Source organism: Gilliamella sp. wkB18, from assembly GCF_001690875.1.
In the GTDB taxonomy this organism is placed as follows: Bacteria; Pseudomonadota; Gammaproteobacteria; order Enterobacterales; family Orbaceae; genus Gilliamella; species Gilliamella apicola_A.
Genome location: NZ_LZHM01000026.1, coordinates 51,368 through 66,509 on the forward strand (window position 1 = coordinate 51,368; position 15,142 = coordinate 66,509).

Sequence of the window (15,142 nt, forward strand, 5' to 3'; positions counted from 1 at the left end):
TTTAACACATTGGCAAAGCCATTATCGATAAGGTAAATATACTATTACAACAGAAAAGCGTGACCTTAATTGCTATCTTAAAGATAAGACCATAGGAAATAATAGTAGCTAAAGTTTAACCTAATTTAAAAAAAGAAGATAGTATTTTGTAGTGATGATTGTCAAAAGATAATATCATCTCGATAATTATCAAATTATCGACTACTTACTCACCATTTATCCTCTTTACAATTTCAATAAAGAAATAATCAATATAATAAAATTAAATCACAACTTATCAATAGCAAATTTATTAATTAAAAATCCTCAGCACAAGCAAAAGCACTGCTCCAAGCCCATTGAAAGTTGTAACCTCCTAGCCAGCCTGAGACATCGACAACTTCACCAATAAAATAAAGGTTGGGGTGTGTTTTAACTGCCATAGTTTTGGATGACAACGCATCAGTACTTACACCACCAAGAGTCACCTCAGCAGTACGATAACCTTCTGTCCCATTTGGAATAATACGCCAATGTGTTAACACATTATACAAGTCTTGCTGTTGTTTAAGATTAAGTTGCTTAACTGTTATATCATTTATCAAATTGATCTGTATTAACACTTCAATAAGCCTTTTAGGTAAAATCTGTGCTAAGCAGTTTTTTATCGTTTGATTACGATTTTGCTCTAATAATGGTTTAAACGATGATTCGAATGTAAAATCAGGTAATAAATTAATAGTAATTGGCTCACCAGCCTGCCAATAGCTCGATATCTGCAAAATAGCAGGCCCAGAAATCCCTCGATGAGTAAACAATAAATTTTCTTTAAAACTAATTCTTTCATTAGAAACTTCAACAGCAACGGCAATACCTGACAAGGTTGATAACACATCAAGTAAAGGTTTATGCAACGTAAGTGGTACTAGTCCCGCTTTTACTGGCACTATAGGAATATCAAATTTTTCAGCAATTTTATAACCAATTGAAGTCATACCAAGAGCTGGCATAGATAGACCTCCCGTTGCGATAATAAGTTTACCAGTATCAATAATACCTTGAGAAGTATGTAATTTAAATCCTATTCCATCACTGCTAATATCTTCAACCTGAGTCTGCATCATAAAATTAACATGCCCTTTCTTGCTCTCGTTTAATAGCATATCAACAATATCTTGCGCTGAATTATCACAAAATAATTGGCCATGATCTTTTTCATGGTAAGCAATACCATAGTGATTTACTAATTGGATAAAATCCCATTGTGTATATCGTTTCAATGCGGATTTACAAAAGTGTGGATTTTCAGAAATATAATTACTTGGCTCGACAGTAAGATTAGTAAAATTGCAATTACCACCACCAGACATTAAGATTTTACGACCTAATTTTTTACCATTATCAATTACTGTAACTTCATAACCTTTTTGTCCCAGTAAGCCTGCACAAAAAAGCCCAGCAGCACCAGCACCTACAATCGTAATTTTAGTTTGCATTATTAATACTTCAAAAATTAAAAGATAACAAATTATAACAGTATACAATTATCACTCATAGCCATTGGACGGAACAGAATTGGTATACTGAAATAAATGCTTTCCTGAAACTTTTCAATAAGAAAAAGAATTCATACTTAATATATTTATGCTAATTGTTGAATGCGTAGTTTTAACTTATAAAAAATCATAAAGATATATACTACTATTAGATTCATTAATAACCCCAATATAAATTATTAGAAAATTGACTTATAAGTAATATTTATTTGACCAAAAAAGTTTTTTTAATTAACGTCACATTTAATATGGGATTAAAGCCTATACCTTCTTATAAAAGCGATGAATTAGAGGCAATGATATGTTATATAACCAGCATCATGAAAAAGATAACTGTGGATTTGGTTTAATTGCTCACATTGAAGGACAACCAAGTCATAAAGTGGTGCGTACTGCAATTCACGGACTTGCCAGAATGCAACACCGTGGTGCCATTTTATCAGACGGTAAAACTGGCGATGGCTGTGGACTTTTATTACAAAAACCCGATCGATTTTTTAGATTAGTGGCACAAGATGCGGGCTGGCGTTTAGCAAGTAATTATGCTGTTGGTATGTTGTTTTTGAGCCAAAATGAAAAAGAAGCTCAAATTAGCCGTGATATTGTCGAAGAAGAATTAACCAATGAAACCTTATCAATTCTAGGTTGGCGTGAAGTACCAATTGATAAAAGCGTACTTGGTGAAATTGCCCTATCCTCATTACCAAAAATTGAACAAGTATTTGTCAATGCGCCCGCTGGGTGGACAAAAATTGATTTAGAACGTCGCCTATATATGGTACGCCGTCGAATTGAAAAACGGGTACAAGACGATACATTTTACGTTTGTAGCTTCTCAAATCAGGTCAATATCTATAAAGGCTTATGTATGCCTAAAGATTTACCTCGATTCTATCTAGATTTGGCTGACATCCGAATGGAAACAGCAATTTGTTTATTTCATCAACGTTTTTCAACCAATACTGTTCCTCGTTGGCCATTAGCGCAACCTTTTCGGCATTTAGCTCATAATGGTGAAATAAACACTATTGAAGGTAATAGACAATGGGCACAAGCACGTTCCTATAAATTTAAAACGCCACTCATTCCGGACTTACAAGATGCGGCACCTTTTGTTAATGTCACAGGTTCTGATTCAAGTTCATTAGATAACATGCTTGAGCTATTTCTTGTAGGAGGAATGGATATTGTACGAGCTATGCGCTTATTGGTTCCACCTGCATGGCAAAATAATCCTGACATGAACGAAGATCTGCGTGCTTTTTTCGACTTCAACTCAATGCATATGGAACCTTGGGATGGTCCTGCCGGTATTGTAATGTCTGACGGTCGTTATGCCGCATGTAACTTAGACCGTAACGGATTACGTCCTGCACGTTATGTAATAACGACAGACAAACTCATTACCTGTGCATCCGAAATCGGTATTTGGGATTATCAACCAGACGAAGTCGTCACTAAAGGACGCGTTGGTCCAGGTGAATTGTTAGTTATCGATACTGAAGAAGGTCGCATTTTACAATCGTCTGAAACAGACAACGATTTACAAAAACGTCACCCATATAAAGAATGGATGGAAAAAAATGTTAAAAGACTGATCCCTTTTGAAAACCTACCTGATGATAACATTGGCTCTCGATATTATGACGATATCTTGCTAGCAACTTATCAAAAACAATTTGGTTATAGTGCTGAAGAGCTAGACCAATGTATTCGAGTGCTAGGTGAAAACGGTCAAGAAGCCACTGGCTCAATGGGCGATGACACACCATTTGCGGTACTATCAACAAGGCCTCGCTCAATTTATGATTATTTTCGTCAAAAATTTGCTCAGGTAACAAATCCCCCTATCGACCCACTACGCGAATCACACGTTATGTCACTTTCAACCAGTATTGGTCGTGAAATGAATGTGTTTGCCGAAGCAGAAGGTCAGGCGCATCGTGTTGCGTTCAAATCCCCTGTTTTGGTCTATTCAGATTTTAAACAATTAACAGCATTAGAATCACGTTATTACAAATCAGAATCCTTAGATATCACTTATGAAATCGATGGTAGCCTGCGCGATGCCATTGAACAATTATGTGGTGATGCTGAAGCAAAAGTTCGCAATGGCACGGTATTATTGATTTTATCAGATAAAAATATAGCGCCTGATCGCTTACCAATTCCTGCGCCTATGGCAGTTGGAGCTGTTCAGCAACGCTTAGTTGAAAAAAACTTACGTTGCGATGCTAATATCATTGTCGAAACCGCAAGCTGCCGTGATCCACATCAATTTGCGGTACTTCTTGGTTTTGGTGCAACCGCAATTTACCCTTATTTAGCCTACGAAATCTTAGGCCAAATGGTCGATAATAGCACAATAAACAAATCTTACCGTGAAGCCATTCTTAATTATCGTAATGGAATTAACAAAGGCTTATATAAAATTATGTCAAAAATGGGCATTTCAACTGTCGCCTCTTACCGCTGTTCAAAACTATTTGAGGCAGTTGGCTTAAATAAAGAGGTCGTTGAACTTTGTTTCCAAGGAGTTACTAACCGTATTAATGGAGCCAATTTTGATGATTTTGCACAAGACCAATTTAACTTATCAAAAAATGCATGGCTGAAAAGAAAACCATTAGAACAAGGTGGGTTACTTAAATATGTTCATGGTGGTGAATATCATGCTTATAATCCTGATGTAGTACAGTCACTACAAAAAGCGGTCAATAATGGCAATTATGAAGATTACAAACGCTATGCCGATATCGTCAACAACCGCCCTATTGCCACCTTGCGTGATTTATTAAAGCTCAATCCACCTGAAAACGCAGCTATTCCACTTGATCAAGTCGAACCAGAAGAATCACTGTTCAAACGCTTTGACTCGGCAGCCATGTCAATTGGTGCGCTAAGCCCTGAAGCACATGAATCCCTTGCCGAAGCAATGAACACGCTCGGTGGTTTTTCAAATTCAGGCGAAGGCGGTGAAGATCCAGCTCGCTACAACACCATAAAAGTATCACGCATAAAACAAGTTGCATCAGGTCGTTTTGGTGTAACACCAAGTTACTTAATGAGTGCCGATGTTATTCAAATCAAAGTAGCACAAGGAGCAAAACCGGGGGAAGGTGGTCAGTTACCTGGCGACAAAGTCACCCCATATATTGCTAAATTGCGTTTTTCTGTACCGGGTGTCACACTTATTTCACCACCACCTCATCACGACATTTACTCGATTGAGGATTTGGCACAATTAATATTTGACCTAAAACAGATTAACCATAATGCCATGATTTCGGTTAAATTAGTATCAGAGCCAGGCGTTGGCACAATCGCAACGGGAGTTGCTAAAGCCTATGCCGACTTAATTACCATTTCTGGCTATGATGGTGGAACAGGCGCCAGCCCATTAACTTCAGTCAAATATGCTGGTTCTCCTTGGGAATTAGGGTTAGTTGAAACTCAGCAATCATTAGTCGCCAATGGGTTACGTCACAAAATACGTTTACAAGTAGACGGTGGTTTAAAAACGGGCACTGATATTGTCAAAGCAGCTATTTTAGGTGCTGAGAGTTTTGGATTTGGAACAGGACCAATGGTTGCCTTAGGTTGTAAATATCTGCGTATTTGCCACCTTAATAACTGTGCAACGGGTGTTGCAACGCAAGACGAAAAACTGCGTAGCGAACATTATCATGGCCTGCCAGAAAAAGCGATAAACTATTTCCGCTTTATTGCGCGTAACACGCGAGAAATTATGGCCGAGCTAGGTGTCAGTCGTATCGTCGATTTGATAGGACGCACCGATCTGTTATTAGAACTTGATGGCATCACGGCAAAACAACAAAAACTTGAACTATCAGGACTGCTTGAAACAGCAAAACCTATTGATGGCAAACCAGTTTATTGTATTGAAGACAATAAACCATTTGATAAAGGTGTGCTAAATAAAGAGATCATCACACAAGCACAACAATTTGTTGATAATCGCCAAAGCCAAAGCTTCTATTTTGATATACAAAATACCGATCGCTCTGTAGGTACTAGTTTATCTGGCTATATTGCCAAAAAATATGGTGACCAAGGTCTTGTTGCTGATCCTATTTCGCTTAACTTTAACGGCACTGCGGGTCAAAGTTTTGGTGTTTGGAACGCTGGAGGTGTGGACTTAACACTCACAGGCGATGCCAATGATTATGTTGGTAAAGGCATGGCTGGCGGTCGTATTGTGATTCGACCACCGCAAGGCTCAGCATTTTTAAGCCATGAAGCAACCATTGCCGGTAATACCTGCTTATATGGTGCAACTGGAGGAAAACTCTTTGCCGCTGGACGTGCTGGAGAACGATTTGCGGTACGTAATTCTGGTGCAATTAGTGTTGTTGAAGGCATTGGTGACAATGGCTGTGAATATATGACAGGCGGTATTGTCTGCGTATTAGGCAAAACAGGAGTTAACTTTGGTGCAGGTATGACAGGTGGTTTTGCTTATATTTTAGATGAAGATAGTGATTTCCATAAACGCATAAATAAAGAGTTAGTGGAACTATTGAATGTTGCTGATTACTCAATTCACGAAGAACATTTACGTGGTTTAATAATGGAGCACGCTCAACTTACCCATTCATCACGCGCGGAAGAGATTTTGGCTAATTGGGATGATTATTCAAAACAATTTGTATTAGTCAAACCAAAATCGAGTGATGTAACAGCACTACTTGGGCACCGCAGTCGCTCATCAGCAGAATTACGTATTCAAGCACAGTAAGGAGAACACGAAAATGAGTCAAAATGTTTATCAATTTATCGATTTACAACGTGTTGATCCGCCTAAAAAATCGTTAAATATTCGCAAAATTGAATTTGTTGAAATTTATGAAGGATTTTCTGCTCCACAATCACAAGCACAGGCTGATCGTTGCCTTGCTTGTGGCAACCCATATTGTGAATGGAAATGCCCTGTTCATAACTATATTCCCAATTGGTTAAAATTGGTTAATGAAGGCAAAATATTAGAAGCGGTTGAACTCTCACATCAAACCAACAGCCTGCCTGAAGTTTGTGGTCGAGTTTGCCCACAAGATCGCCTTTGCGAAGGCTCTTGTACTTTAAATGCTGAATTTGGCGCAGTTACCATAGGTAATATAGAGCGTTATATTACTGATGAAGCATTTAGAATGGGTTGGAAACCTAATTTATCAAACGTCGAAAAAACAGGATTGAAAGTTGCAGTTATTGGTGCTGGTCCTGCTGGCCTTGCTTGTGCCGATGTCTTAGTCCGCAATGGCGTAACGCCAGTGGTGTTTGACCGTCACCCTGAAATTGGTGGACTACTCACCTTTGGCATCCCAGCGTTTAAACTTGATAAAGAAGTATTAATCAATCGAAGACATATTTTTACTGAAATGGGCATTGAGTTCCGTCTAAATACTGAGGTCGGTAAAACGGTACAATTAGCCGACTTAATCAACGAATTTGATGCGGTTTTTGTGGGGACTGGAACTTATCAATCAATGCGAGCAGGTCTTCAAAATGAAGATGCTAACGGTGTTTATGATGCTTTACCATTTTTAATTGCCAACACTAAACACATAATGAAACATGCGCAAACCCAAGATACCCCATACATTGACATGAAAAACAAACGTGTTGTGGTATTAGGTGGTGGTGATACTGCAATGGACTGTGTACGAACATCTATTCGTCAAGGTGCAACTGAAGTTACTTGTGCTTATCGCCGAGACGAAGCCAACATGCCAGGCTCAAAACGAGAAGTTAAAAATGCCAAAGAAGAAGGCGTACAGTTCCAATTTAACGTACAGCCACTCAGCATTGAAATTAACAGCACAGGACAAGTCACAGGTGTCAAAATGGTTCGAACAGAACTCGGCGAACCCGATGCAAAAGGTCGGCGTTCACCAGTGGTGATTGCAGGTTCAGAATTTGTCTTACCTGCTGATGCGGTTGTAATGGCATTTGGATTTAGACCTCATGCCATGCCTTGGTTAGTAGAACATGGTGTTGATTTTGATGCCCAAGGCCGAATCATCGCCCCAGAAACCAACGGCTACCAAACGACGAATGCTAAAATTTTTGCCGGAGGCGATGCTGTCCGTGGCTCTGATCTAGTTGTCACTGCCATTAGCGAAGGTCGCAAAGCGGCTGAAGGCATTTTAGATTACTTAGAAGTATAATAAGAAATTTAGGTTAAATTAAAAATAAACTCCATTCAATATTGAATGAGGTTTATTTTTTCACAATATTTTTATCTATAAAAAATGATAAATTTCATCTAACATAATTCGAGTAAACATGGAGCGACTTGACTAGCTTTGATTGTCAATATTGGACCAATTTAATCTTTTATTTCAATAAAAGGCATTAAAACTCAAAACGCTATAAACTTATCGTAATTGATTTCTTATCAACAAATAGTGCTTAATTTTATATTATTATAAATAAACAATCTGTGAACCTTCTTCAGGATGTTGGATCGCCTCTGCAAAGCCTTCTAAGAAGAATGCGAGATGATCTGCTTCATCCCCTAAAAGGCGCCCTTTTACTTTATTCCATGTTAATAACACAATAGTTGCTTGAGGTTCACAGCTAATTAACATCGGTTGTTCAAGTTCTTCATTCCAATAAAATTCACCGCCATATAATTTTTGGGCAGTCAGTAATAAGTAGCAACCATATTCTTGAGCTATCATATTAAGCTGTTCTTCAGAGATACTAAAGTTTTTCTCAGCTAACTCACCAATAATCATTTCAACAACAGATATACTTTTTTCTGAGTAATCAAGCTGGTTAATGCTCCAGGTTGGGCTGTTTAATATAGCATTTTGCGCCCATGCTTCGATTTCTTGATACAATTCATTCTGTTGTTTAGCCATGTTTTTTCTCCTCAGCATTTACTTTAATCTGTTCTAATTGCTTAACACTTTGCCACGCAGTTTCCATTTGTTCAAGCGTTGCATCAATTAAAGTTATATTTTTTTGTTTAAGCATTGATTCAACTTGCTGAAATCGCCGAGTAAATTTTTTATTGGCTTGCTTTAAACACAATTCCGATTTAATCTTTAAATGCCTCGCTAAGTTGACGATAGCAAATAATAAATCGCCAAGCTCTTCTTCAATTTTTTGTGGATTTTGTTCTAGTTGCTCTAGCTCTTGTTTTACTTCGTCAATTTCTTCTTGTACTTTATCAAGCACAGAGCTCATATTATGCCAATCAAAGCCAACTGAAGCGCATCGCTTTTGAATTTTTTCAGCTTGCATTAAAGCAGGTATTGCTTGGGGAATATCATCAAGCAATGAGTATTGTGCTTTTTTGTCTCTTTCTTTTTGTTTAAGCTGTTCCCAGTTAGCTTTTTCGGTCTTATTCTCAGCAAAAATATGAGGATGACGATAAACTAATTTATCTGAAACTGATAAGCAAACCTCATCAAAATCAAAACTTCCTTGCTCTTGGGCTAAATCAGCATAAAAAACAATATGAAAGAGCAAATCACCAAGTTCTTTTTTTAACTCATCCATATCTTGTTTATCAATTGCATCAAGTATCTCGTACGTTTCCTCTAATGTATATGATTTTAAAGACTCAAAAGTTTGAACTCGATCCCATTGGCAACCATTAATTGGGTCGCGGAGTTGTTTGATAACCGCTTTTAAGCGTTGTAATGCTTTCAAAATCTTTCTCTTAAATTAATCATTCATTGATGCTATTGTAAAGGTTTCATTTTAAAATAGTTATTATTTTAAACATTAATCCCAATATATTTAGAATAATATTCTTAATTATTTGATTAAAATAATAATAAAAATTACTAAAATATACCTTATTAAGGAATTTCTAGCCGACAAACACAAATTAAGTATATAATATCCCTCTATTAAATTAACGTTATTAAATAATATGAATAATTTACGTGAGCTTACGTTAAGAGGTACCATTCTTGGCGCTCTTATTACTGTTATTTTTACTGCATCGAATGTTTATCTTGGTTTAAAAGTCGGATTAACGTTCTCATCTGCCATTCCTGCTGCAGTAATTTCAATGGCGATATTGAAGATGTTTTCCGGATCTACTATTTTGGAAAATAACATGGTACAAACCCAAGCATCAGCAGCAGGTACATTATCTTCAATTATTTTTGTGCTTCCTGGGTTGTTAATGATTGGTTACTGGCAAAATTTTCCATTTTGGCTAACTTTTTCTATATGTGCCGCAGGCGGAATGCTTGGAGTTTTATTTTCAATTCCTTTACGTCATGTAATGGTTGTTAAAAGTGATTTACCTTATCCTGAAGGTGTCGCAGCTGCTGAAATTTTAAAAGCAGGTTCCAAAACCAATAATAATGAAACTAACGATGGACTAAAAGATATTTTATTTGGTGGTGTTATTGCTTCTGTTGTTACTCTATTTACTAATGGTTTTCGTGTGTTATCTGAAAGCATTGCGTGCTGGTTTTCGGTTGGCAAATCTATATTTCAACTTCCTATGGGGTTCTCATTAGCTTTGATGAGCTCTGGTTATTTGATAGGAATTATGTCTGGTATCGCTATTTTAATTGGTACCATTATTGCTTGGGGGGTTGGTATCCCAATTTTAAGCACAATAGGTGATTATGATACTACTGAGCCTTTATCCAAAATTGCAATGGGATATTGGGCTAAAGATATACGTTTTATTGGTGCAGGTACAATTGCTATTGCTGCAGTTTGGACACTAATTACGTTAATTAAACCAATGATAGAAGGGTTGAAAATTTCGTTTAAAACTATGCGTTCAGATGTATCAGTAAACGATATAGCTCCAACTGAACGAGACTTATCACCAAAAACTATTTTCTTAATCATGGGTGGTATGGTCGTTATTTTACTAGTAACTTTCTATTCATTTATTGCCGAGAGTGGTTTATCGTCAGGCTTAGCTTGGATTTTAGTTTTTAGCGCTGTATTATTTGCCTTTATTATGGGATTTTTAGTGGCTGCTGCTTGTGGCTATATGGCAGGACTTGTTGGATCATCATCTAGCCCTATATCTGGAATTGCAATTGTTGCAGTGGTTGTCATTTCATTGATATTATTAGGTTTAGGTGAAACTAATGGTATGCTAGCTTCTATTGAAGGCTCTAATTTTGCCACCGCACTCGCACTTTTTACTACCAGTACTGTGTTGGCAGTGGCTTGTATTTCGAATGATAATTTACAAGATCTAAAAACCGGCTATTTAGTCAAGGCCACACCCTGGAAACAGCAAGTGGCATTATTAATTGGCTGTATTGTTGGTGCGACAGTCATTGCACCTATTTTAGAAATTTTATATAACGCTTATGGTTTTACTGGTGCTTTACCTCGTTCTGGTATGGATACAACCCAAGTTTTGGCTGCGCCACAAGCGACGCTTATGACCACAATTGCCAAAGGCATATTTGCACATCAATTGGACTGGACTATGATTTTAATAGGGCTTGCATTAGGCGCTGTTATTATCGTTATTGACTCAATTCTTGCCAAAAATCACTCTAGCTTTCGCATACCGGCACTAGCTGTTGGTTTAGGTATTTATTTACCGCCAAGCATTAATACACCGATTTTAATCGGTACTATATTATCATGGATAATTAAACGCAATGCTTACAAAAAAGCCAAAGAGCAAAATTTAGATCTAGAAAAAGAGTATAAAAAAGTGGATCGCAAAGCAGCACTAATTGCATCAGGATTAATTGTCGGTGAAAGTTTAGTAGGCGTTTTATTAGCAATGGTGATAGTTATTAGCATATCCAATAGTGGGAATGATGCACCGCTAGCAATATCTGCTAACTTAGGCATGCTTCCCGAATTTTTGGGACTCTTTGTGTTTATTGCTATCTGTACTCTTTTTGTTCGCCGAGCTTTATCGGCAATAAAAAAATAGTCAGTCTTATTGAATAATTAAATTTAAGCCCTTTTCTTTTTAACAAAGGGCTTTTTTATTTTAATGAATTGTTTTATAACATTCCTATTGTAGGTGATTAAAACAATTTTTATTAACTTATTTTATTTTGAGCAATAGATATAAATATCATGATAGTTTTTGATTCGATCCAAGTCCGCCGAGGCTTTAACCTGCTGTTAGATAATGCGTCAACAACTATTAATCCGCAACAAAAAGTTGGATTAGTGGGCAAAAATGGCTGTGGAAAATCAACTCTTTTTTCACTGATTAAAGGTGAAATTCAAGCTGATGCAGGCACATTGAGTGTTCCATCTCACTGGCAACTGGCTTGGGTCAATCAAGAAACACCTGCCTTGGATATTCCTGCCATTGAATATGCGATTGATGGCGATTGTGAATATCGTCAATTAGAAAAGCAGTTAGATATTGCCAATGAGCAAAATAATGGTCAGCAGATTGCGGCCATTCATGAAAAGCTTGATACCATAGATGCATGGACAATTCGTGCACGAGCTGCAACATTATTACATGGATTGGGGTTTTCTAATGAGCAATTAATGTCACCTGTTAAATCCTATTCTGGTGGTTGGCGAATGCGATTGAATTTGGCACAAGCGTTAATGTGTCGTTCTGATTTATTATTGCTTGATGAACCAACCAATCACCTTGATTTAGATGCTGTCATTTGGCTTGAAAAATGGCTAAGCAACTATCAAGGAACTTTAATTTTAATTTCTCACGATCGTGATTTTTTAGATCCTTTAGTCAATAAAATTATTCATATTGAACAAAAAAGTTTATTTGAATACACTGGTAACTACTCCTCATTTGAGATTCAACGATCTACAAAGTTAGCACAACAACAGTCTCTTTATGAAAGCCAACAACTCAAAGTTGCACACTTACAAAATTATATCGATAGCTTTAGAGCCAAAGCAACAAAAGCTAAACAGGCGCAAAGCCGTATAAAAATGTTAGAAAAAATGGAACTGATTGCACCAGCGCATGTCGATAATCCATTTCATTTTAATTTTAAACCATCAGAATTCTTACCAAGTCCTTTGTTAATGATGGACAAAGTCGTAGCGGGTTATGATGATAAAATTATACTAGAAAAAATTAAGCTTAATTTAGTTCCTGGTTCACGTATTGGTCTATTAGGACGCAATGGTGCAGGTAAATCAACACTGATTAAATTACTAGCTGGTGAACTTGCACCTAAAGAAGGCCATATTAATCTTGCTAAAGGTGTTCAATTAGGCTATTTTGCTCAACATCAATTAGAATATCTACGCCCTGATGAATCACCACTTTGGCATTTAACGCAACTTGCTGAACCGAAAAATACAGAACAAGAACTGCGTAATTATTTGGGTGGATTTTATTTTCAAGGTGATAAAGTTACCGATCCTGTTAAAAATTTCTCGGGTGGTGAAAAAGCACGCCTTGTTTTAGCTTTAATTGTATGGCAAAAACCGAATCTTCTTTTATTAGACGAACCAACCAACCATTTAGACTTAGATATGCGACAGGCTCTAACTGAGGCATTGATTGATTTTGATGGTGCTTTAGTGGTAGTTTCGCATGATCGCCATTTGCTGCGTTCGACTACCGATGAATTCTATTTAGTCCATGATCATAAAGTGGAACCATTTGATGGCGATCTTGATGATTATCAAAAATGGTTAGCTGAGTCACAAAAAAATGATAATCAATCTAATGACGAAATCAATTCAGCCAAAAAAGAAAGTTCTCACAATACTTCAGCTCAGGATCGTAAAGAGCAAAAACGCAAGCAAGCAGAATTACGTGCACAAATGCAACCAATAAAAAAACAGTTACAAAAAGAAGAACAGATGCTTGATAAGTTAACCAGCCAATTAAAATTTATTGAAGAAAAATTGTCTGATCCTACAATCTATGAAGTGAACAAGAAAACAGAACTCACAGCTTTATTACTAAAACAAAGCCAACTTAAAAATCAATTAGAAGAGACGGAGTTGCAATGGCTAGATTTGCAACAACAGCTAGAGGCCTTTAATTTGGATCAATAACAATTAATTTTATTAAAAAGTTTCCGGTAACACTACATTTTAGTATAAAACAATTATAAGATTCTTTTAGTATTAAATTATTTACACAAATAGTTATTACATGAAACATCAATATAAAAAACCACAAGATAAAATCCTGTGGTTTTCTAAAACATACTACTAAATTATTAAAAATCTATATTAAAAGATTAGCTTTTTTCAACTTGGCTAAAATCAAGCTCAACAGGGGTTGAACGGCCAAAAATTGATACCGAAACCTTTAAGCGATTCTTTTCATAATCAACCTCTTCCACTACGCCATTAAAGTCGGCAAATGGACCATCATTGACTCGAACAAGTTCACCTGGCTCAAATAGCGTTTTAGGGCGCGGCTTATCACCGACTTGCTGTAGACGGTTCATAATTGCATCAACCTCACGCTGACTAATTGGAGCTGGTCTATCGGAAGTACCACCAATAAAGCCCATGGTTCTTGGCACACTTTTTACTAAATGCCAAGTTGCATCATTCATCATCATTTGAACTAACACATAACCAGGAAAAAATTTACGCTCACTCTTACGTCGTTGTCCACCTTTCATTTCAACAACTTCTTCGGTTGGTACTAATACTTCACCGAAAGCATCTTCCATGTTATGTAATTTAATATATTCACGTAATGATTGTGCGACACGCGCTTCGTAGCCTGAATATGCTTGAATAACATACCATCGTTTTTGTTGTGTTTCACTCATATTAACGTCCTATTGATGTTAAATAAAAGACGATCCAACGGAATAAATTATCTATCCCCCACAGGGCTAAGCCAACAATAACAGTAACGGCTATAATTAGTAAAGTTGTCTGTGTTGCTTCTTTACGAGTAGGCCATACTACTTTTCTTAATTCTTTTCTCGATTCTTGTAAAAACTCAAGAAATATCTTACCCTTACTTGTGGTAAGAGCAATAAATAAAGCTAAAAGTGAAATCACTGCAACTGCAATAATACGAATGGACGTATTCGGGTTATATATATTATTGTATCCAGCAAAATAAAAATTTCCCCAGACAATAAAAGCAATCAATACTAGAACTAAACCCCATTTGAATTTATCTAGAATCGTATTTGTAGCTTGACTCTCATTACTTACCATCATATAAAACCTATGAGTATGTTATTTATAATAATATCCATTTTCCAAAATGCTCTTTTCATAAAAGCATTTTGCTAAACAGATAGATAAGAAAGGGCATCGTAAGATACCCTTTCTATTAACTATTAAATTTCCTACTTATTTAATAACCTTAGCTACAACACCAGCACCAACAGTACGGCCACCTTCACGAATAGCAAAACGTAAACCTTCTGCCATCGCAATTGGGTGAATTAATGATACTGTCATTTTAATATTATCACCTGGCATTACCATTTCTACGCCTTCTGGTAATTCAATAGTACCAGTTACGTCAGTTGTACGGAAATAAAACTGTGGACGGTAACCTTTGAAGAATGGAGTATGACGACCACCTTCATCTTTACTTAAAATATATACTTCTGATTCAAAATCAGTATGCGGTGTAATTGAACCTGGTTTTGCTAATACTTGACCACGTTCGATCTCTTCACGTTTTGTTCCACGTA

9 protein-coding genes and 1 pseudogene are annotated in these 15,142 nt (G+C 36.7%); 4 read left to right on the plus strand and 6 right to left on the minus strand.

What is annotated here, in order from left to right:
- Positions 1-296 precede the first annotated feature (296 nt).
- Positions 297-1,475 carry an NAD(P)/FAD-dependent oxidoreductase gene (locus tag A9G48_RS01575; protein ID WP_065575695.1) on the minus strand — a complete coding sequence of 393 codons (1,179 nt, stop codon included), beginning with the start codon at positions 1,473-1,475 and terminating at the stop codon, positions 297-299.
- A gap of 361 nt (positions 1,476-1,836) precedes the next feature.
- Here A9G48_RS01575 and gltB point away from each other — a divergent pair, with 361 nt between their 5' ends.
- Both gltB and A9G48_RS01585 read left to right on the plus strand, forming a co-directional pair.
- Positions 1,837-6,294, plus strand: a complete 4,458-nt coding sequence (gene gltB / locus A9G48_RS01580; RefSeq protein ID WP_065575696.1) for a glutamate synthase large subunit — start codon at positions 1,837-1,839, stop codon at positions 6,292-6,294.
- Positions 6,295-6,307: 13 nt separating this feature from the next.
- Positions 6,308-7,720 (plus strand): FAD-dependent oxidoreductase, encoded by a 1,413-nt coding sequence (locus A9G48_RS01585; protein WP_034946815.1) that lies wholly within the window; start codon positions 6,308-6,310, stop codon positions 7,718-7,720.
- A gap of 258 nt (positions 7,721-7,978) precedes the next feature.
- Here the strand turns inward: A9G48_RS01585 and A9G48_RS01590 are convergent, their stop codons facing one another.
- On the minus strand, positions 7,979-8,419 hold the full coding sequence (locus tag A9G48_RS01590) for a hypothetical protein (protein ID WP_034946818.1): 441 nt from the start codon (positions 8,417-8,419) through the stop codon (positions 7,979-7,981).
- Positions 8,412-9,215 carry a nucleoside triphosphate pyrophosphohydrolase gene (gene mazG, locus A9G48_RS01595; RefSeq protein WP_051825309.1) on the minus strand — a complete coding sequence of 268 codons (804 nt, stop codon included), beginning with the start codon at positions 9,213-9,215 and terminating at the stop codon, positions 8,412-8,414. The genes A9G48_RS01590 and mazG overlap by 8 nt, the downstream gene beginning before the upstream one ends.
- Before the next feature lie 226 nt (positions 9,216-9,441).
- On the opposite strand from mazG, the gene A9G48_RS01600 reads away from it, so the two are divergent.
- Positions 9,442-11,445: an OPT family oligopeptide transporter gene (locus A9G48_RS01600; protein WP_034946821.1), complete on the plus strand. Its 2,004-nt coding sequence runs from the start codon at positions 9,442-9,444 to the stop codon at positions 11,443-11,445.
- A 149-nt stretch (positions 11,446-11,594) separates the two neighbouring features.
- Positions 11,595-13,520 (plus strand): ABC transporter ATP-binding protein, encoded by a 1,926-nt coding sequence (locus A9G48_RS01605; RefSeq protein WP_065575697.1) that lies wholly within the window; start codon positions 11,595-11,597, stop codon positions 13,518-13,520.
- Between the two features lie 188 nt (positions 13,521-13,708).
- Here the strand turns inward: A9G48_RS01605 and nusG are convergent, their stop codons facing one another.
- The 3 genes and pseudogenes from nusG to A9G48_RS01620 form a co-directional block, all read right to left on the minus strand.
- The gene (nusG, locus tag A9G48_RS01610; protein WP_034946827.1) at positions 13,709-14,254 is read right to left on the minus strand and encodes a transcription termination/antitermination protein NusG; all 546 of its coding nucleotides are present in this window, start codon (positions 14,252-14,254) and stop codon (positions 13,709-13,711) included.
- Between the two features lies 1 nt (position 14,255).
- The gene (secE, locus tag A9G48_RS01615) at positions 14,256-14,657 is read right to left on the minus strand and encodes a preprotein translocase subunit SecE (RefSeq protein ID WP_034946830.1); all 402 of its coding nucleotides are present in this window, start codon (positions 14,655-14,657) and stop codon (positions 14,256-14,258) included.
- Positions 14,658-14,792: 135 nt separating this feature from the next.
- A pseudogene (locus A9G48_RS01620) lies at positions 14,793-15,142 on the minus strand (hypothetical protein); the annotation flags it as partial.